Origin of the sequence: Anaerococcus faecalis (assembly GCF_013371425.1) — a bacterium.
In the GTDB taxonomy this organism is placed as follows: Bacteria; Bacillota; Clostridia; order Tissierellales; family Peptoniphilaceae; genus Anaerococcus; species Anaerococcus porci.
Genome location: NZ_JABVBA010000005.1, coordinates 73,146 through 95,084, shown reverse-complemented (window position 1 = coordinate 95,084; position 21,939 = coordinate 73,146). Strand labels below are relative to the sequence as shown.

Annotated in this window: 14 protein-coding genes; 1 reads left to right on the top strand and 13 read right to left on the bottom strand. The window is 29.2% G+C overall.

What is annotated here, in order from left to right; all coding sequences use genetic code 11:
• Positions 1-47: 47 nt before the first annotated feature.
• The 11 genes from HV819_RS06100 to HV819_RS06050 all read right to left on the bottom strand — a co-directional run bounded on the left by HV819_RS06100 (position 48) and on the right by HV819_RS06050 (position 16,387).
• Complete coding sequence (locus tag HV819_RS06100; RefSeq protein ID WP_176269746.1) at positions 48-3,692, bottom strand: hypothetical protein; 3,645 nt, start codon at positions 3,690-3,692, stop codon at positions 48-50.
• A 313-nt stretch (positions 3,693-4,005) separates the two neighbouring features.
• Complete coding sequence (locus HV819_RS06095; RefSeq protein ID WP_154540094.1) at positions 4,006-4,236, bottom strand: glutaredoxin family protein; 231 nt, start codon at positions 4,234-4,236, stop codon at positions 4,006-4,008.
• A gap of 68 nt (positions 4,237-4,304) precedes the next feature.
• A complete protein-coding gene (rsmA, locus tag HV819_RS06090; protein ID WP_154540092.1) occupies positions 4,305-5,144 on the bottom strand; it encodes a 16S rRNA (adenine(1518)-N(6)/adenine(1519)-N(6))-dimethyltransferase RsmA in 840 nt (279 codons plus the stop codon).
• The gene (rnmV, locus tag HV819_RS06085) at positions 5,141-5,671 is read right to left on the bottom strand and encodes a ribonuclease M5 (RefSeq protein WP_154540090.1); all 531 of its coding nucleotides are present in this window, start codon (positions 5,669-5,671) and stop codon (positions 5,141-5,143) included. Before rnmV ends, rsmA begins: the two co-directional genes overlap by 4 nt.
• Positions 5,672-5,674: 3 nt before the next feature.
• On the bottom strand, positions 5,675-6,439 hold the full coding sequence (locus tag HV819_RS06080) for a TatD family hydrolase (RefSeq protein WP_154540088.1): 765 nt from the start codon (positions 6,437-6,439) through the stop codon (positions 5,675-5,677).
• Complete coding sequence (gene metG / locus HV819_RS06075) at positions 6,439-8,379, bottom strand: methionine--tRNA ligase (RefSeq protein WP_154540086.1); 1,941 nt, start codon at positions 8,377-8,379, stop codon at positions 6,439-6,441. The genes HV819_RS06080 and metG overlap by 1 nt, the downstream gene beginning before the upstream one ends.
• Positions 8,380-8,668: 289 nt before the next feature.
• A complete protein-coding gene (locus HV819_RS06070; protein ID WP_176269745.1) occupies positions 8,669-12,157 on the bottom strand; it encodes a hypothetical protein in 3,489 nt (1,162 codons plus the stop codon).
• 387 nt (positions 12,158-12,544) lie between these two features.
• Complete coding sequence (locus HV819_RS11950; protein WP_154540082.1) at positions 12,545-12,844, bottom strand: hypothetical protein; 300 nt, start codon at positions 12,842-12,844, stop codon at positions 12,545-12,547.
• A gap of 120 nt (positions 12,845-12,964) precedes the next feature.
• Entirely contained in the window at positions 12,965-14,230 is a 1,266-nt protein-coding gene (gene tyrS, locus HV819_RS06060; RefSeq protein WP_154540080.1) for a tyrosine--tRNA ligase, read from the bottom strand.
• Between the two features lie 278 nt (positions 14,231-14,508).
• Positions 14,509-14,985, bottom strand: coding sequence for a hypothetical protein (locus HV819_RS06055; protein ID WP_176269744.1), 477 nt, complete (start codon positions 14,983-14,985; stop codon positions 14,509-14,511).
• Between the two features lie 247 nt (positions 14,986-15,232).
• A complete protein-coding gene (locus tag HV819_RS06050; protein WP_154540078.1) occupies positions 15,233-16,387 on the bottom strand; it encodes an iron-containing alcohol dehydrogenase in 1,155 nt (384 codons plus the stop codon).
• A gap of 684 nt (positions 16,388-17,071) precedes the next feature.
• Here HV819_RS06050 and carB point away from each other — a divergent pair.
• Positions 17,072-20,281, top strand: coding sequence for a carbamoyl-phosphate synthase large subunit (gene carB, locus HV819_RS06045; RefSeq protein WP_176269743.1), 3,210 nt, complete (start codon positions 17,072-17,074; stop codon positions 20,279-20,281).
• 467 nt (positions 20,282-20,748) lie between these two features.
• Here carB and HV819_RS06040 read toward each other — a convergent pair whose 3' ends face one another.
• Positions 20,749-21,162 (bottom strand): SH3 domain-containing protein, encoded by a 414-nt coding sequence (locus HV819_RS06040; protein ID WP_176269742.1) that lies wholly within the window; start codon positions 21,160-21,162, stop codon positions 20,749-20,751.
• Positions 21,159-21,938, bottom strand: coding sequence for a tyrosine-protein phosphatase (locus tag HV819_RS06035; protein ID WP_176269741.1), 780 nt, complete (start codon positions 21,936-21,938; stop codon positions 21,159-21,161). Before HV819_RS06035 ends, HV819_RS06040 begins: the two co-directional genes overlap by 4 nt.
• Between the last annotated feature and the right edge of the window lies 1 nt (position 21,939).

Below are 21,939 nucleotides of genomic sequence, written 5' to 3'. Positions count from 1 at the left end.
TTTTCATTATAAGACCAGATCAAATAAGAATCTGGTCTTTAAGTTGATTATTTTCTTTTTTTAGTTAATTTTAATCCTATTGTGCTTATAGCTAGAACAAGTATGCTTGAAAGAGAAGATTCTACTCCTGTTTTTACATTTGAATTTTTTGATGTACTAGGATTTTTGATAGTTTTTTTATTATAATCTTTAGCTTGATTTTTATTCTCTAAGCTAGGCTTATTATTAGATACCTTATCATCTTGGGTATCATTATTTTCGCTAGACATTTGATCTTTTTTATCATCTTTATTTGTAATTGGCTTAGTTTCTTCTTTACCTATATCATTATCTAATGGCTTTGATGTATTTTTATCTATATCAGTATCTTTTTCAGTCTTTTTCTCATTTGAAATTTCATTTACTTTTTCATTAGAATTTTCTTCTTCAACATTTAGCTTATTGTCTGTGTCTTCTTTTAATTTTTCGTTTAATTCTTTATTTGAATTTTCAAGATAAGTTTTCTCTTCTTCAAGTTTTTCAAGCTTAGCTTTTGCTTGATTAGCTTCATTTATGGCCTTATCCCTTTCAGACTCAGCATTTGCTCTTTTATTATTTGCATCGGCTAATTCATTTTCTAATCTTGCAATCTCAGATTTTGCACTTTCATTTTGGCTTTCTAATTCTTTTACTTTAGTCTTTTGATTATCTAGTTCTTTTTCTAAATTTACTTTCTCTTCTTCTGTTGTTTCAGCCTTATTTAAAGCCTCATTTAATTTATTTTCAGAATTTAGAAGCTCATTTTTTGCCTTAGCTAGATTAGATTCTAAATTTGCAATTTTGTCACTTGCAATTGTTTTTTCTTCAATGAGTTTGTTTTCATTAGCTTTTAAATCAGATATACTATTTTCTAATTCTTTAATTTTATTTTCAGCCTTATTTTTTACATCATTTGCTAAATTAATTTCATTTTCAAGGCCCTTTATCTTTTCATTTGCCTTATTTAAATCGTCTTGAGCCTTTTTCTTATCTAAGTTGGCCTCTTCTAATTTTTTATCAGACTTATTCTTATCTTCTAAAGCTTTTTGAGCTTTTTGTTTTTCAGATTCTAAGTCTTTTTTCTTATTTGATAGATCATCTAAAAGCTTATCTCTTTCACCTTCTACTTGTTTCTTTCCAGCTAAGGCTTCGTTTTTAGATTTTTCTAATAAAGCTAGGTCATTTTTAGCCTTATTTAAATCAGCCTGTGCATTTTCTGCTTCTTTTTTAGAGCTTTCTGCTTTTTTCTCTGCTTCTTCTTTTTGTTTTTCTAGCTTTTTAACTTGAGTATTAACATTTTCTAGTTGTTTTTCAAGGCTTATAATCTCTTCTTTACTAGCTTCGTTGTCCTTAGCTTCCTTTAACTTTTTCTTTGCTTCTTCTAATGATTTTTGTGTATTTATAAGCTCATTTGTTTTGTCATCTAGAGATTTAACAGCATCACTTGATAGCTTATTTAATCTCTTAACTTCATCATTTAAAGATTTAATTTCTTTATTAGATTTTTCTAATTTTTCTGATAAAGTATTTTTATCATTTTCGACCTTATTTTTTGCAAGTTCTATAGAATTATTTTTTTCTACTAGTTTCTTTTTCTCATCATTAAGATTTTCTTTGTCTTTTTCTAAAGATTTGATTGTATCATTTGCCTTAGCTAATTCATTTTTTATATTTGATATTTCCTCTTTTGAGACATTTTGATATTTTTGGAGTTCATTTAATTTATCTTGAGCTTTTTTGGCATCTTCTTTGACCTTAATAAGTTCCCTATCCTTTTCTTGTATAGACTCGTCTGCTTTTTGGATAGCTAATTTTAATGAATTGGCTGCATCCTCTTTAGCTTTTTCTAACTCCTTGCTTTTTTCTTTTAAGTCTTTTTTAAGCTTTTCAAGTTCAGTTTTTGCTAGGGCTTTTTCTGTTTCTGATGCTTTGTTTGATTTTTCTAATTCAGCAATTTTATCTTCAGCCTTCTTTTTAGCTTCACTAGCTATTTTTTCAGCATCTTGAGCCTTTTTCAAAGCATCTTTTATTCCTTCTAATTCATTAGTTTTATTTAAAAGCTTATTATTGGCTTCTTTTAAGCTATTTTCTGATTCTTTACTTTTTGCTAGGGCTTCATTTTTAGATTTTTCGGCTGCAAGTTTTTGAGATTCTGCCAATTCTTTTTCTTTTAAAGCTTGCTTTTTGACCTTTTCTGCTTCTTCTAATTTTTTATTAGCATCATCTTTTTCAGCTTTTAGTGTCTTTAATTCTTCTTTTAGACTTTCTAGATTTTTTATAAGCTCAGCCTTTTGTTTGTCTGTTGTACTTGTTGATTTCTTAAGAATTTCTAGGTTCTTTTGAGCTTCTGTAAGTTTATTATTTGCATCTTGTAATTCTTTTTCTTTTTGATCTAATATAATTTTATTATCTGAAGCTTTCTTATTAGCATCATCTAGCTTTTTATTAGCTTCCGCTAATTTTTTATCAAAATCTGTCCTTGCATTTTCTAAGCTCTTTATAGCCTCATTCTTTTCACTTTCAACCTTATTTTTCTCTTTTTCAACATTAGCCTTTGCTATTTCAAGACTCTCTTTTTGAGATTCTAGAGTTTTTTTTGCCTCATTTGCTTCACTAGCTTCTTTTTTAGCAGCATTTGTTTCTTCTTTTGCTTTTTCTAGACTTGTTTCAGCTGCTTTTTTGGCGTTTTCTGCTTCTACAAGCTTATTCTTTGCATCTATTACCTCTTTTTTAGCTCTTTCTATTTCAAGATCTGAGGAATTTTTAGCTTTCTCAAGTTCGCTTACCTTAGCCTCTGCTAGGTTCTTAGCCTCAATTGCTTTATTTTCAGCTTCCTTTGCATCATTTAATTTTTTTTCTGCAGTTTCTTTCTCCTTAATAGCTTTATCTTTATCATTGTTTGCCTTTGATAGTTCTTCTTTAGCTTTCTCTATTTCCTTTTTCAGATCAGCTATTTTCTCATCTGACGTTTTTTCTATAAAAAAATCGCTTAATTCTATTTCATTAGATGAATCATCACTGTACTTAAATTTTAATTTACCATCACTTGTTTTGCTTATTTCAGCTTTGGGATTTAAGTCTTTAACTTCTTTTATAAGCTTGTTGATAACTTCATCACTTAGATTTTTAATATCATCTACTTTTGTTTTCTCATTAGGTCTGATTACGGGGTTTAATTCATTTTCTTTTTTATTTTCTCCTTTAGAATCAGCATATCCTCCATCCGTTAGATCAATTTCTCCCTTTTCTTTATAATCAACCCAAATTGGTTTAGCTAAAAATCCTTTAGATACCTCAAATTCAATTTTATCTGTACTTGAAACTGCTGGGAAAATATAAATAGCATATTCATTATTATCTTTAAGATATGAATTAGGATCTGCTTTTAGATTTCCTGCCTTTACCCCATTGATACTTATATAACTGTAATTTAATTCTTTTCCATTGATTTTTACTTTATTAATCCCACTAATACCAAGATAGCCACCTTTTATCTTTATCTTAGTATAATTGTTCTTATTGGAAATTGATTGTGACCTTCTATGCCTACTAATATTCTCGTTTTTTATATTTATTTGTTCTTTATTAGTATTATTATTGACAATAGGTACAAAATTAAGTGCAAGAGCTACAGCCGTTAATGATATAGCTCTTTTTATGTTTTTATTTTTCATTTTATCTCCTTACAATATTTAATATTTATCAAGTCAAATTATAGGGTGATATTTAAAAAAAGTCAATGATATTGATTATCAATATAATTATTATTTGAATACAATCTATTTTAATAAATATTTATTTACAAATAATTTTTAAAATATTTTTTTGTTTTATATATAAATCATTAAAAATTTGATAAAAAGATAAGTTTGAAATTAATAGTTTTATAGTAGATAAATTTAGCCTTAATTTTAATACCTAACTCATTTGAATATATATAAGTTTTTCTGCACTAAAAAAGAACCCTAAGGTTCTTTTATATTAGTTTTATAATCCTAGCTTTTCAGCTACTAGATTTTTGTTAAATCCAACCATATCTTCACCATCTATGTTTATTACAGGAACTCCTCTATATCCTTTTTCAACAAGATAGTCTATAGCTGATCTGTCTTCATCTACATTTTTTTCTTCAAAGTCTATATTATTTTCTCTTAAATAATTTTTAGCTGCCTTACAATGTGGGCATGTATTTGATGTATATATTGTTACTTTACTCATAAAATCTCCTTTTGTTTTTCTTAAAATCTTTTTCTGTATAAGACATTATACTAAATTGATAGCTAATTTCAATTGTCAAGTTCATTGCTTATCTTAATAAAGTCATCTAGGGATAGATTTTCAGCCCTTAAATTCTCCTTTAATCCTAATTTTTCAAAAATCTCCCTAAGTTTTTCCTTTTCAATAACACTTGATAGAGAATTTAAGATAGTTTTTCGCCTTTTATTAAATCCTGCCCTTACAAGTTTAAATAAAATATCCCTATCAACATCTTTATCATAGATTCTTAAATCAAGTTTTAAAACTTGGGAATCTATCTTTGGTTGTGGCATAAAAACTGATTTAGGAACCTTGAAGCCACTTATAAGATTTGAATAAAATTTTATAAATATAGAAAGAGAAGAATAATCTTTCATGCTTTCGTCAGCTTTTATCCTATCTGCAACTTCCTTTTGTACCATTATAGTCATATCTTTACAAGCTAGATCATTTTCAACAAGTTTTTCTATGATTGGAGTTGTAATATAGTAAGGAAGATTTGACACGACCTTAAAGCTTTCTCCATTGAAGTTTTCTTTTACAACTTTTTCTAAATCTATCTTTAATATATCGGCATTTATTATATCAATATTTGAAAATTCTCCAAGATTATCCTTAAGAATTGGAATAAGGGTTTTATCAATTTCTATTACTACAAGTTTTTTGCAAGTTTTAGCCATCTCTTGGCTTATTGTTCCGATTCCCGGTCCTATTTCTAGGATGTTTTCTCCCTCTACTTCAGATAAGTCTATTATTTTATCTACAAAGTTTTTATCTATAAGGAAATTTTGCCCAAGAGACTTAGTAAATTTAAATCCATATAGTTTCTGGATATCTTTTATTGTCTTTGGTGAATATAGTTTTTTCATATCTTTTTTACTGCACTTTCAAATTCTTCTCGGCTTATATTAAAGGAATTTAGTTTTGATAGGAGTTGTTTTGAATTAAAATATCCTATAGATAGAATATCTCCAAGTCTTGCTCGTCTTTCCTTGCTAGATTTAGATAAGGTTAGGTTATTATCTAGTAGGTCTTTGATTGTAAATTCTTCTCTTCTTTGTCTAGTACTTGCATGAGCATTTTTTAAAGCATTTATTATATCATCTTTTGAAGCATTCTCAATACCTAAATCTCCTTTTTTTATTGCCTTATTCCTATCAAGAAAGGCATGTTTTGCATTTGGTATTTCTTTTGCAATCTTTTCCCTTATCTTTTTTCCGGCAAAGTCTGGGTCTGTAAATATAATAATCCCACATCTTTTGTCTATCTCTTTTAATCTATCTATTAAATCATGTCCAAAAGCAAGACCATTGGTTGCTATAAGCTCACAATCTATGGCAGATTTAATATTAGTAATATCATCTTTTCCTTCAACTACTATTGTTTCTTTTATCATAATCTATCCTATATTAAAAAATCTTTTGGCATTTTTAGAAGTTTTCTTACAAAGCTTTGATAGTTTCATACCTCTTAGGCTCGCAATTTCTCTTGCAACTTCTACTATCTTTCTTGGATCATTTCTATAGCCCCTATATGGCTCTGGTGTAAGATAAGGTGAGTCTGTTTCAAGCATAAGCTTATCCAAATCTACATTTATAGCTGCATTTTTTTCATTTTCTGCATTTTTAAAAGTCACTACCCCACCAATTGAAATATAGTATCCTCTTTTCATACACTCTCTTAGATGATTATAAGTATAAGAAAAGCAATGAATTTGAACACTTAGATCAGGAAAGTTCTTAAGTACATCAAGACAATCATCAATAGAATCTCTAGAATGAATTATAACCGGAAGATCTACTTTTCTTGCAAGCTCTAATTGTTTAATAAAGATATCCTTTTGTAGATTCTTATCATCATCTCTCCAATAATAATCAAGACCTATCTCTCCAATAGCAACAACTTTTTCATTCTCACAAAGCTCTTCTAATCTTTCTATATCCCCATCTCTATATTCATGCACATCTGATGGATGAAATCCAACCTCTCCATAAATGTTGTCATATTCATTACAAAATTTAACAATTTGTCTTGAATTTTCAAGGTTTACTGATGGCACTATTACATAATTTACACCAAAATTAGACAGATCCCTTATAAGAAAAGATCTGTCATCATTAAAATCATCACTTAATAAATGAGCATGTGAATCAATTAAATCCATTAAGATATCACCGTACCTGGTTTTACATCTTTTATTGTGGTAAGAAGAACAGCTTCATCTCCTGCTGCAAGTAGCATACCCTCTGAAAGTATTCCTCTCATTTTTACAGGTTTAAGATTTTTGATTACTACAACATTTTTTCCAACCAAATATTCTGGTTTGTAGAACTTTTTAATACCAGAGACTATAGTTCTCTTTTCACTTCCTATATCAATCTTGAAAACTAAAAGTTTGTCAGCATTTGGATGTTCCTTTGCTTCAAGAATTTTACCGACAACTAAGTCAAGCTTATCAAAATCATCTATTTTGATTTCTACCTTATCCTCTTTTTCTTTTTTGTCATCTTCATCCATTTTAACTCCAAGTCTTTCTTCAACTAATTTGTTATTTAAGTCATGAAGTTTTTTAAGTTCTTCTTCTGTATCAAGCCTATTGAATAGGTTTTTACCTTTGTTCACCTTTGTTTTCTCTTTTATAAGGCCAAATTCTTTAGCTGATTCAAAGCCAAAATTTTCTACACCTAGTTGTTTTAGAATCTCACTAGTTGTATTTCTCATAATTGGCTCAACAAGTTGAGCTATAATTCTTAAACTTTCTGCAAGATTATATAAAACAGTATTTAGTCTATCATATTTTTCTTCACGACCTAAAATCCAAGGTTCTGTTTGATCTACATACTTATTAGATCTTCTTACAAAATTCCATAAAACTTCTAGAGCTTCATTGAATTTGAATTCATCCATCAAAGATGTGAACTTATCATAAGTAAGACCTGCAAGTCTTATTAGATCTTCATCAAAAGCATCAAATTCCTTGCCTTTTTTTATTTCTCCACCATTGTACTTTGAAATCATTGAAATAGTTCTTGAAAGAAGGTTTCCTAGGTCATTTACAAGATCAGAGTTGTACCTATCCATGAATTTCTTAGATAAAAAGTTTCCATCTGATCCAAAGTTAAATTCGCGAAGTAGGAAGTATTTTAGGGCATCTGTTCCATAAAGCTCAACAAGTGGTTCTGGATACATAATATTTCCCTTAGACTTACTCATCTTGTCATTATCAAATAAAATCCAACCATGAGCAAAAACTTTTTTTGGAAGTGGCATATCAAGTGCCATCAAAAGTGCAGGCCAAATTATAGTATGAAATCTTACTATATCCTTTCCAATCAAGTGAACTGATGCAGGCCAATATTTGTTAAATTTCTCTTGATCATAACCATATCCTATTGCTGTAAGATAACATGAAAGTGCATCTATCCATACATAAACAACATGTTCATTATCAAACGGAACATCTACACCCCAATCAAAGGTGTTTCTTGTAACTGACAAATCCTCAAGTCCCTTATTTATAAAATTATTCAACATTTCATTTTGCCTAAATTTAGGCTCAAGAAACTCTGGGCGGTCTTTGAAAAGTTCCCTTAATCTATCTGTGTATTTTGAAAGTCTAAAAAAATAAGACTCTTCCTTGTGATAGTCAACTTTTCGTCCACAATCTGGACAGTTTCCATTATCTAGCTGACTTTCTGTAAAATAAGACTCGCATGATTCGCAGTAATATCCCTCATACTCTCCCTTATAAATATCACCCTTGTCATAAAGATACTGGAATATCTTTTGTACATTTTCTTCATGTTTTGGATCAGTTGACCTTATAAATGAATCATAATCTATATCAAGTTTTTTAAGTAAAAGCTTAGTTTCTCCAGCTATTTTATCTACAAATTGTTGAGGTTGGCTCCCATGAGATAAGGCTGCATTCATAATCTTTTGACCATGTTCATCTGTTCCAGTTGTAAGAAAGGCATCATAGCCTTGTAAATTTTTATATCTTTTTAAAACATCTGCTATAACAGAAGTATAAATATTACCAATATGTAGGTTACTATTTGGATAATATATTGGTGTTGTTATATAATATGCTTGTTTATCCATAAACTCTCCTTTAATTAAAATACTATTAAGTATATCTAAAATTTTAATTATATCTATCCTTATTATAGCCTTTTTGTCCTTATTTTCCAATTTTTAATAAAGCTATGTAAGCTAAAATAGATTTCAGTTTAAGGCCTGCCTATAATGGAAAATAAAATATTAGCAAACTTTACTTAAATACTAAACACTTTCACTTACTTTAATCAATGAGACCCAAAGGGAGAATTATTTAGACAAAAAAACTGACACCTTGATTAACTCTTGATATCAGTTATAAATTTATCTTAGCTTATTTTTCTTTTTTTCTTAAAACAAAGCTTGTAGCAGAGCTAATTGATCCTATTACTAGACTTAATAGACCACTTGATACTCCTGTTTTAGGGTTTTTCTTTTCATAAGTGTATTTTATTTCCTTTGAACTTTGTTTTTGATTAGATTTTTTTCTATTGCTTATTTTTTGACTGCTATTTTCATATTTATCTTTAGTTTCTGGATCTTTTTCATCTACTTTATTTTCTTCTTCATTTTCTACATTCTTAGAAGGTTTCTCAACTTTTTCTTCATCCTCTAATAATTTTTGTTTTTCAAGTTCAGATTTTTCTTCTTTTAGCTTATCTACTAATAATTGAAAATCTAGAAAAGAGGCTTTGGCTTTCTTATAAAGATTTTCTAATTCTTCTAATTTATCTTTACTAAGCTTCTTTTTATCTTTTACTTCCTTAAGTAAATTATTTATATCATCTAAAGATTTTTGACTTTCTTTAAATACTTTATATAAAGCTTTTATATTATCAAAATCTTCAAAACTTTGAGGATTATCTAAGTTTATGGCTTTAGCCATTTGCAATAATTTTTCTAATTTACTATATTTTTCATTAGTTAATTTAATCTTATCTTCTAATTTTTTAATAGTTGCCTTATCTTGGTCATTTTTATTTTTAGAAGCTTTAAGTTTTTCTTCTTTAAGTTTTAAATTATTTAGTTCTTCTTCTAATGCCTTTAAGCTAGCCTTACTATTAGAAATATCTTCTTCATTTGCTTTTATTTCTTTATTTTTATCATCTAAAAGTCTTTGAGAATTTGCCTTTTCATTTTCTAATATTTTTACACTTTCATAAAGGTCATTAATATCCTTATTAAGAGCTTCATTTTGAGATTCTAAAGCTTTTACTTCATTAACTTTTGTATCCCTTTTATCTTTTAGATTTTTAAGATTTTCTTCTTCAAGTCTTATTTTTTCACTTAATTCTTTTGAATTTGATGATGAATTTTGAATTTTATCATTAAGCTCTTTTATATTTCTAGCCAAATCACTTTTTTGATTATTTAAGGTGTTTTTTTCATCTTTCTTAATCTTTAGTGAATCGTTTAAAGTTTTGGATTCTTTTGTAAGTTCAGACAATTTATTTTGCTTTTCTTTTTTCATGCTATTCTCATCTGAGATTTTTCCATCGAGCTTAGCTATATTTTCTTTTAAAGTTTTAACCTTATTATCAAGAGCTATTTTATCAGTTTTTAGCTTTTCTAAATCCGCCTTATTTTTCTTTATTATCTCTTTATTGTCTTTGTTTATCTGATTATTTGCACTAATTTGATCATCTAATACAGCTATATTTTCTTCTAAGGCTTTAATTTCTTGTCTTTTTCGGCTAAGAGCATTTTCTTGATCTTTAATTCTAGCTTCAAGTTCTTTTATTTCTCGACTTGTTTTTTCATCAAGCTTAGCTACCCCATTTATAGTATCTTTGAGGTCTTTCATATAGTCATCTAATCTTTTTTCGTAGTCTTCTATTGAATATAATTTTTCATTATCTGCTTCAGGATTTAAAACTACGGAGTGAACATAACCGTATAATCCTTCTCTTATAGCGTAACCTGCACTAATTGAATCGCCAAATTTAAAATTATTATACATATTATCATCTACTAAAGTTGTATAATGTCCTACTTTTGGTTCATATCCTAATTGTTTTAATTCATTTTTATGGTTTGATATATACTTTTGCATATCCATTCTAGAATTGACCCCTATGGATCTAAGATAATCGAATGTTCTTTTTTCTATATCCCACCATCCTTCTAATGGACTCTCTATATTTGGATAATCTGATTTACCTGCATTAAAATTAGGATTCCAAGCTAAATTTTCAAATGTTTGGTCATGAATTTTAGCATGATCCATTTTATTGGCTGAATAATTTGCATTAGCTTGTGCAACAGCCATTACGTAATCATTTACTTTTAAAACACTTAATTTCTTACCATCAATTCCACCATCTTTTTGTCTTTTTTCATTTATTATTTTTAAAGATTCGATTGATTTTTTCATGTATTCAAGTTTTCTTGAATCCTCTTTACCTATTAGCTTGTTTTTTTCTAAATACTCTGCTCCTATTTCATCAAGTCTTTCTTTATGGCTACCATCTTTTGGTATAGGAAGTCTTGTAAATACATCTAGAGCCTTTTGTGATCCCATCTTCTCAAAAAATCCTACTGAACCCTTATCCCATTGAGCTTGGGCTTTCTTTTTATCTTCTTCTGTTATAGTTTTTGTAGCAGAATTTTTGAGATTTTCTAGATCAGCTTTTCTTTTATTTATTTCATCAAGTAAGGATTTTTCTTGATTTTTTAAGTCAGCTAAACTTTGATCTTTTTTAGCTTTTTCTTCTTTTATAGGCTCAATATTTTTTATATTTTCTGTTATAGCACTTTCTATATCATTATTATCTTTAATAAGTCTTTCTTGGTCATTTTGATTTTCTAAAATATCATCATTTGCCTTGGCTAGGTCAGTTAGAGATTTAGACTTATCATTGTTTAATGATGATATTTTTTTATCAATTTCTTTGATAGAATTTTCAATATCTTTTATAGACTTATTAACTTCACTTAGCTTATTTTCTAAACCTGTGATTTCTACATCTTTTGACTTTATATTATCCTCGATTTTTTTAAGTTCATCTTCTTTTAAGCTAAGTTCTTCTTTGATTTTTTTAACTTCATCAGAAGTCTTATTAGAATCGTCTAAAGATTTTTTAAGATCTTCTATGGTTTTAGATGAATTTTCTATAGATTGTTCTAAAGTTTTTATCTCTTTATTGATTTTTTCAATATTTGCTTTATTACTTTGAACAATTTCTTTGTCCTTGTTTAATGAATTTGTCTTATCATTTATAGCCTTATCTTTTTGTGAGATATTATTTACAAGATTTTCTTTTTCCTTATTCTTGTCTGATAAACTTTTTTCAAGGCTTTCAAGGTTTTTCTTTTCATCTAAGGCTTTTTTGTTATTTTCCTTAGCTTTTTTCTCTTCAGATTCTTTAGCCTTAGTATCTTCTTCTAGTTCTTTTTTTGATATGCTTTCTTCTTTTTTAGCCTTTTCTAAGTCTTCTTTTTCCTTAGCTAGACTAGCTTGGGCTTCTTTTAAAGTATTTTCATAATTTTTCTTATTATCTTCTACGCCTTTTTCTAAATTATCCTTGCTTATATCTACTTTAGATTGAGCGTTTTTCTTATCTTCTTCAAGTTTTTTTTCACTTTCTGATAAGTCCTTATATGATTTTTCTTCATTTTTTAGATCATTATCTGCCTTAATTAGGTCAGACTCGGCCTTATTTAGTTCATCTTGAGCCTTATTAAGATTTTGAGGGCTTACTTCATTTTTGTCTTCAATATTATTTTTATTAGTATCTGCATGAGAAACATTGTCTGTTTGTATAAGGACAGATGTTGAAATAGCTGCTAATAATACTAATTTTTTTAAATCATTTGACTTCATTTGCTACTGTAATTCTCCCTTCTACATTTTATAGCTTACATATATTATAGCAAATTTGTATAATATTTGGGATTTTTTTTATATATTTTAAGGCGAAAATTATTTAATAAATCCAAAAAACACCAAGTCCTATTTGGACTTTGTCTTAATACGTTATTTATTTTTCAGCCATCTTCTCTTGGCAGTTTGATTTTTCGTAAATATCAACTCCACCCATAGCCATGTTTAGTATTACTTGTCTATGAATTTCAATATAAGGATATGTATCAATTTTTGTTAAATATTTTATATCTACTCCAAATTCTAAATCTTCTCCCTTGTCACAAAAAATTTATTGTATCTTTTAACTTGCTCTATAAAACTATCTACATCTTCTATCTCAAATTTTTAGGCAAGCTCTTCTAAGCTATCTGGCATACAGGTGTTTATAAGTTCTGGAACTACACTGGTTCTTTCTTCTACTTCTTCATCTGGCATATATTTTTTAAGCTCCTCTAGCTCTTCAGCCTTTCCAGGGAAGTTTTCGGATTTTTCTATATAGTCTGAGTCAAATATTTGCATATAGTAACCCTCATCTTCTTCTATTCCATAAGCCTTTAAAGCCTTTGGAGTGGATCCAACACTTTGATCTAAAGTTTCTATAAAGTCAGGGTCATTTTTCATTATTAAAAACATTTCTTTATTCATAAAAATCCTCCCTTTTATAACATTATATGACAAGATAAAAAAATCACTTTTTAATTTTAATATAGAAATTAGAATAGAAAAGAAAAAAACTTCCAAGTTTTGACTTGGAAGTCTTTTTCTTTATTTTATTGTCAGCTTATGAAAGCTCTTTTTACCTTTTTTTACTATTATTTTTCCATCTTTAAATAAGTCTTCATTTATTTCAAATCTAGGATCTGTAATTTTTTCATCATTTATTGAAACTCCTCCACCCTTTACGGTATCTCTTGCTTGAGAATTTGACTTTGTAAGAGATAATTTTGTAAGGAGGGTTAAGATTCCCATTGGAAGTTCATCTTTTTTAATTTCTGTTGTAGGCATTGCTGATTCATCTCCAGCTCCACTAAACAAGGCTTTTGACGCTTCTAAGGCTTCTTTTGCCTTATCTTCTCCATGGATTAGCTTTGTAACTTCATAAGCCAAAACTTCTTTTGCATGGTTTATTTCTTTGGCATCTTTGCCATTTCCAAGTCTTCTACATTCATCTGTTGGAAGGAAAGTTAGCATTAGTAAAAATTTCTCAACATCCCTATCATCTACATTTCTCATGTATTGGAAAAGTTCATATGCTGATGTTTTTTCTTCATCAAGCCATACAGCTCCCTTTTGGCTTTTACCCATCTTAACTCCATCAGCAGTTGTAAGAAGTTTGAAGGTCATACCATATACCTTCTTATCTTCTTTTTTTCTTATTAAATCATATCCACCTATGATGTTTGACCATTGGTCAGAACCACCAATTTGAAGAGTACAATTATGTCTTCTATAAAGTTCTAAGAAGTCATATGATTGAAGTAGCATGTATGAAAATTCAAAGAAGGTAAGTCCCTTATCCATCCTATTTTTGTAGGCATCTTTTTTAAGCATTTCATTTACAAGGAAATTACTTCCTACATCTCTTAAAAATTCTACAAATGGAAGCTTGAGTAACCAATCTCCATTGTTTACCATTATAGCTTTCTCGCCTGTATCTTCTCCTTCATCTTCAAATTCTAGAAATCTTTGGAATTGGTTATAGAAACATTGGGCATTGTGATCTATTCTTTCTTTAGTCATAACCATTCTCATATCTGACCTTCCCGATGGATCTCCTATCATTGTAGTACCTCCACCTAGTAGGGCGATTGGTCTGTGACCGTAGTTTTGCATTCTCATCATTACCATAATTTGAATAAGGTGGCCAACAGTTAGAGAATCAGCTGTAGCATCGAAACCACAATAAAATGTTAGCTTCTCATCTTTTAATTTTTTTGCTAATTCTTCTTCATCTGTGGCTGCTTCAAAATATCCACGATCTTTTAACTCATCAAATACTGAGTCATATTCTTTTGGGTATTGAAATTTCATTTTATTCTCCTTTTCTTAAATTTGAGCACAAAAAAAGAGTACTAAGAAGGCATGTATATGCGGTACCACTTCTTTTTATACTCATCACTTTCACTAGGTAGAAAGTCAACCTTGGACAAAGAATTTTGTAATTCGAAGATTTTTACTTTCTTCTACTGGAAACCCTGTAAGTCCTATTTACTTATTTTGTATTATACACGCTTATTCTTAATTTATCAACTAGTCTAAACATTTTAAAATAAAATAGCAAAAGGTATAATGCTATCCCTTTTGCTAATCTAATCATAATTATATATATATGATAACGGTCTTTTTCTCACCACGCTTATATATCCTAAATTTACTAATTTATCAAGACCTTTTTTTATTCTACTTACTGGGTATCTTTCTTTTTTCAAAATATCAATAATTTCATTTCTTGTAATTTCAAGGTTATATAAATATATAGCGTTTGGTATGAATCCAATAAGAAGAAGTCTTTGAAGTTCACTAGATATAGCATCTATAATAAGTGACTCATGTACATGACTTGGGAGTTCATTTTTAATATTTATAAGAATATTATCATTTTCTCTAATCTTTTCTAGTTTATTCCATGTGTTAATATTAGGCAAAAAATATACATTTGATTTGGCATGATTTTTATGAAGTATAGAAAGATCAGTAAGAAAAGCTAATTCGTTACTTACCCTATTTTTATATACATCTTTATATTTATTTCTATCTTGATAGTATATTTTATAAATATAATCCATAATATATCCTTTATTTAAATTTATTGAATAAATATACCCATATAAATTAAAAATTCTAGATATCTTTAGTTTATTCTTTAGTTTTTATATTATAAACGTAAATTTCTCGCTTAATTTTCAAAAAAACAATAAAATTTAATATAACAATAATTTTTGTATTGACTCCTTACACAAAAAACCGGGTGGCGCCCGGTTTTTATATCGATTTTATTAGGTTTTATATTAGTATATTAAGTATTTTTTGGATTTAGAAGTCTATTTCTTTTCCGTAGTATGAAGCTTCGTAAATCTTCTTAATATCTTCTGCTGAAGTTTCTCTAGGATTTGTTAGGGTACATGCATCTTTAAAGGCATTTTCACTCATTTTATCAAGTACTTCTAAAAATTCATTTTCCTTTATTATAGTATTTTTGCCATCTTTTATATTTGCTGAGATTCCAACAGCCTTGTTTAATTTTCTAATTTCTTCTGCAAGATCATCTATACCAAGAATTTTCTCAATCACATCATATCTATCTGTAGATTTTCTATTGTAGTCAATGATGTATGGAAGCATTATTGCATTAGCTTCACCATGTGTTAAGTGGAAGATTCCACCAATTTTGTGAGCCATAGAGTGAACTATACCAAGGGATGCATTAGAAAATGCCATACCAGCTATAGTTGATGCATCATGCATCTTCTCCCTTGCATCAAGATCTTCTCCATTGTCATAAGCTTTTTTAAGATTTTCAAAAACAAGTTCAATTGCCCTTATAGCTAGTGGTGATGAATAGTCATCTGCACTTGTAGATACGAAGGCCTCAACTGCATGAGTCATAACATCCATACCTGTTTGAGCTGTAATCTTTGGAGGCATTTTACTTGCTATAATTGGATCACAAATTGCTACATCAGGTACAAAGTCTGGATGTACTAATGGGTATTTGATTTCATTTTCTGTATCAGTAATAACTGAAAAAGCTGTAATCTCTGAAGCTGTTCCTGATGTTGATGGGATGCAAGCCATTCTTGCCTTAGTTCTAAGTGGTGGGTTGTCAAAGTTTGCAAGCTTTTCGAAACTATATCCAGGATGTTCATAGAAAATCCACATAGCTTTAGCAGCATCCATAGCAGAGCCTCCACCTATAGGAATTATCCAATCAGGGCCAAACTCTTCCATCTTCTTTCCACCTTCAAGACAAGTTTTAACTGATGGATCTGGTTCCACTCCATCAATAATTAAAACTTCAAATCCACCTTCTTCAAGATAAGCCTTTGCCTTATCTAAAAATCCGAATCTTTTCATTGAAGATCCACCTGTAACAAGAACTGCCTTCTTTCCTTCTAAGTTTTTGAGGTATTCTAGACAATCTACTCCATGAACAATAGTTCTAGGTACTTGAAATGTACTATAAGTCATATACTCCTCCATATGTATTTTATTTGTTAATATTTTATCACTACAGTTATTATATATCTTTGTATATTTTTGTCAACATTATTTTTATCTTACAGTATTTTAATGTTAATTTGATAACATTGTTAAAAATTAACTTTTCTTAGCTATACAATATATTTTTTAAGATAATTAAAATTATATAAAATATATAATAAATATTAAAAATATATAAGCCAATAATAAATTTTCAGATTATTATATTGAAAATATTTTGCAGGTTTTAATTCTAAAAATATCTTTACTAAATTATACAAAATCTAAGGCTATACAATTTTAAAGTTTTTACCTCTCTCAATTAAAGCTTTATTAAAATATAAACAAAGTTTTATTTGTTTATTTTTGATAAACTTGTTAAAGATATTAGATTAAAGTGATATTTTACATATCATATTCGAAATATTGTATTTCTAAATAAATTTAAATTTTTTCTTGATTTATCTTTTAAAAAGTGTTTTAATTATTAAGAAAATAAATTAAAAGTTTGAAAAGGAAAGTTTTGCCCATATTTGCTAGGCTTTCTTACAAATTTTTTTTGCCTATTTTTAATAGTATGTAAATTTTTTTACTTACTTCTAGTTAATCGCAAAATTTTTTTGCCCAATTTTAAGGAAAAATTGTATTTCTCGAAAATAAGAAGGAGTTAATATGTCCAAAGAATTTTCAGTAAAAAAGACCCTAGTTATAGGTTCAGGTCCAATTATCATAGGACAAGCAGCCGAGTTTGATTACTCAGGAACCCAAGCCTGTGAGACTTTGAAAGCATGTGGAGTTGAAACTGTTCTCATAAACTCAAATCCTGCTACTATAATGACTGACCCAAATGTTGCTGACAAAACCTATATAGAACCTATCACCCTTAGAAGTGTAGAAAAGATTATAGAAATTGAAAGACCTGATTCAATTATAGCCACAATGGGAGGACAAACTTCTCTCAATATGACACTTAAGCTTAATGAAAATGGAATCCTTGACAAGTATGGGATTAAGGTTATTGGAACTGATATTAAAGCTATAGAAAAAGGGGAAGATAGGGACCTATTCAGACAAACTATGTCAGAAATTGGTCAACCTCTTATCTCATCTGAGATTTGTCATAAGCTTGATGAAGGTGTAAAATTAGCCAAAAAAATCGGCTATCCTGTAGTTATAAGACCAGCCTATACCCTAGGTGGAACTGGTGGTGGATTTGCAAATAACGAAGAAGAATTAAGGGAAGTCCTATCCCTTGGCCTTTCCCTTTCCCCTATTACAGAATGCTTAATAGAAAAATCCATTAAAGGTTGGCTTGAGATAGAGTTTGAAGTTTTAAGAGACAATATAGGTCAAAAAATTGTAGTTTGTGATATGGAAAATGTTGATCCTGTTGGAGTACATACAGGAGATTCTATAGTAGTTGCTCCTTGTCAAAGTCTTAAAAGAGAAATCGTAGATAAACTCAAAAGGGCATCTTTAGATATAGTAGAGGCAATTGGTGTAAAAGGTGCATGCAATGTACAACTTGCCTACAACAGGGAAAATGATGAATATGCAGTAATCGAAATAAATCCAAGAGTTTCTCGCTCATCTTCCCTTGCCAGTAAGGCTGTAGGATATCCTATAGCAAAGGTTGCTACAAAGATTGCCCTTGGTCTTAACTTTTCTGATATCTTAAATGAAACTACTGGAAAGCCACTTGGAAATTATGAACCAAAATGTGACTATGTAGTAGTTAAAATTCCAAAATGGCCATTTGATAAGTTCAAAAATGCAAAGAGAAAACTCGGTACAAAGATGATGGCAACTGGTGAAGTTATGGCAATTGGACACAACTTCAAGGAAGCCCTTCTTAAGGGAATTAGAAGTCTTGAAATAGGAAAAACCTCTCTTGAATCAGAGTTTTCAAAAGAAAAATCAGATCAAGAGCTTATATCAAGGATGCAAAATCCTGATGATGAAAGACTCTTTGACCTTGCAGAGTTTATCCGACGTGGTCACAGTATAGAAGAAGTACATGATATAACAAGAATTGAAAACTACTTTCTTAAGCTTATAAAAGAAATCATCGATGATGAAGAAAAACTTAGAAAACTATGCCTAGAAGACCTTGATAGTAAATATTTAAGAAAATTAAAGGAAGATGGTTTTTCTGATAAAACAATAGCAAGGCTTATAGGCTGCCACAGTCACGATATAGCAAAAATAAAAAAAGAAAATAAAATCTATCCAAAATACAGGAAACTTGATGTATCAGCCTTTAGGAAAAATGGCCAATACATATACTCATCATATGTAGGTAAAGATGAGTCTGAAATATCTGATAAGAGAAAAGTAATAGTAATAGGATCAGGTCCTATAAGGATTGGACAAGGTATAGAGTTTGACTATTGTTCAGTTCATGCTATAAAAACTTTAATCAAAATGGGAATTGAAACAATAACTATTAACAATAATCCAGAGACAGTATCTACAGACTTTGATACATCAGACAAACTTTACTTTGAGCCGCTTACAGATGAAGATGTTATTAATATCATAAAAAAAGAAAATCCAGAGGGAGTTATCCTCGCCTTTGGTGGACAAACTGCCATAAAACTTGCTAAAAACTTAGACAGACATCACATCAACATTATAGGAACAGGCTTTGATATTATAGACAGGGCAGAAGATAGGAAAAAATTTGAAAAACTTCTTGAAAAACTTGATATCAATAGGCCAAAGGGAGCAGGAGTTACAAGCGTTGAAGAAGGTCTCAATGTTGCAGAAAGAATAGGCTATCCAGTCCTAATAAGACCATCATATGTTCTTGGTGGACAAGGAATGGAAATAAGCTATGAAAAAAATATACTAGAACAATACCTAAATGAAGCATTCAAGAGAGATAAGGAAAATACAGTACTTATAGACAAATACCTCATAGGTCGTGAAATAGAAGTAGATGCTATATCAGATGGTGAAGATTTTCTTATTCCAGGAATAATGGAGCACTTAGAAAGGGCGGGGGTACATTCTGGAGACTCAACCTCAATCTATCCATCAATCAATATCTCTGATAAAATAAAAGAAAAAATCTACGACTATACTAAAAAAATTGCCAGAGAGCTTAATGTTAAGGGAATGATAAATATACAATTTATAGAATACAAAGACGATCTTTATATTATTGAAGTAAATCCACGAGCATCTAGAACTGTTCCCTACATATCAAAGGTATCTACAGTACCAATAGTTGATATAGCAACAAAAATAATGCTTGGTGATAAACTAAAAGACCTAGGATATGGTACAGGAATCTACAAAGAAAGCAAGATGACCTGTGTAAAGGTCCCAGTTTTTTCCCTAAACAAGCTCAATCGTGTAGAAATTTCTCTAGGACCTGAAATGAAATCAACAGGGGAAGTTCTAGGTATAGGAAAAGACATAGATGAAGCCCTTTTTAAGGGTTATGAAGCAAGTGGTGAACCTATAAGCAAAAATCATAAAAAAGTTCTCGCTTCAATCAAAAACTCTGACAAAGAAGAATTTCTTGAAATCGCAAAAATAATGAAAGAATTGGGTTATTCATTTATAGCTACAGAAAATACTGCTAAATTCTTAAATAAAAATGGTATAGAAACTAAAACTGTAGCAAAAATAGACCAAGATAAAAAAGATATACTAGACCTTATCAAAGAAGGAAAGCTTGATATAATAATAAATACCCCGACCAAGGGTGGAGATAGCCAAAGAGATGGTTTCAAAATAAGAAGAGCTGCCATAGAACATGGTATAGAAACTATAACAAGTCTTGATACAATAAAAGCAAGGTTAAGAGTAGAGGCAAAAGACTTTGACCAAAAAGACATAGGCGTATATGAAATATCAGAATTAGGCAAATAAGACCACATAAAAAACCCGGATTAAACCGGGTTTTAAATTTACTTATAGATGTTACTATTAATTACAAGACAATATTTTAAAAGAGTAAGCAAAAATGATTTCTAACAAGAGCACAGAGCCTAATAACAGATATCTTTGGATATTTAAAAAAATCCAAATCTTTAACTGACTGATAGCTGAATAAGCTAATAATAGTGCATAAAGGATCAAGTCTAAGTTAGATATAGTTTTATAGAAAATTCCTATATAAGAGAAATTGTCAAAATAAGGACTATGTAGAAGATGATTTGATAGTCGATATTCTCTTTAGCTATGAAAATCTAAAACAATCCCTCTCATCAAAAACATATATTAAATTTTATAAAAAAACAATATCTTGGTATAAATCAAAATATATATAAGCTATAATATATGGATAAATTTATAAAATTAAGCTACAATATATTCATATTTTACCAGGGCAAAAACTATCTATTTACAAAATCACTTTTTACAAAGCCTTCCCTACCCTTATAGGAAATCTTAAGCCAAGCTTCACCATTGGCTTGAACTTCTTCTAGAATATTTACTTCTGCATTATTTGGTAAAGAAGTTATAAAATTATCCTCTTTTGTTGTAGGAGACTCTCTTAAGTTTACCTCTGCATTAGTCCTAGCCACAGTGCTTTCATCAGCCTTATCTTGATTTTCTGCTACTTTATTAGAATCTTCTTTTAAATCTTCTTTAGCTTCATTATCTTTTTTATCTTCTTTACTTAAATTAACATTATCAAAAACCGAATCAATTTTTACATCTCTTTTTTCATAAGACTCTTCCTTTTTACTACAAGAAGCAAGAATTATAATTAGAAAAAGAGATAGGATTACTTTTTTTAAATTCATTTCTTTCTCCAAAAACTAAAAATAGATCTCTTTTTTGGCTTGTCTTCCGCCTTTATAATATGGTCATAAGAGCTTGAAAGAAATTCATCTTCTAAAACCTTCTTAGGATTCATAGTTGATAAAACCTCTAACTTTTCATCACCTATTATATCGGCTATTTCTTTTTTATAATCACCAATATTTGGAGACCTCCACACTGCTTGGTGGCTGTCTGTAGCCAAAATATGAACCATATTTCTCATCAACAACTCTGTTAAAGTATCCCTATGTGACCTTATAGAAGAATAATTAGCCTGAATCAAGGCACCCATCTTTATAAATTCTAAAAGATAGTCTATGTTTTTTTCTACATAAGGATACCTTTCTGCATGAGCTATAATTGGAATAAGACCCTCAAGCCCTATATTGTAGATTAAATCTTTTAAAAAAGTAGGCTTATTTAAAAATGAAAGCTCTAAAAGAATATATCTAGAATCATTTAACTTTAAAAGCTTACCTTCTTTTATCTTTTTTAAAGAATCTGGCTGAATTTGAATTTCATGTCCCCTATAAATTTTAAAATCAAGACCTCTTTTTTTTACCTCTTCATTTAAAACTTTAACCTTATCATTTATTTCACTTGCCTTTACCATGTACCTTCCTGGATCGTAGTGGCTTGTGGCAATAATATCGGTAAAGCCATTTTCCATAAAAATATCGACCATCTTAAGGCTTTCATCAAGACTTTTTGACCCATCGTCAACACCATAGACTATATGATTGTGTATATCAATCATT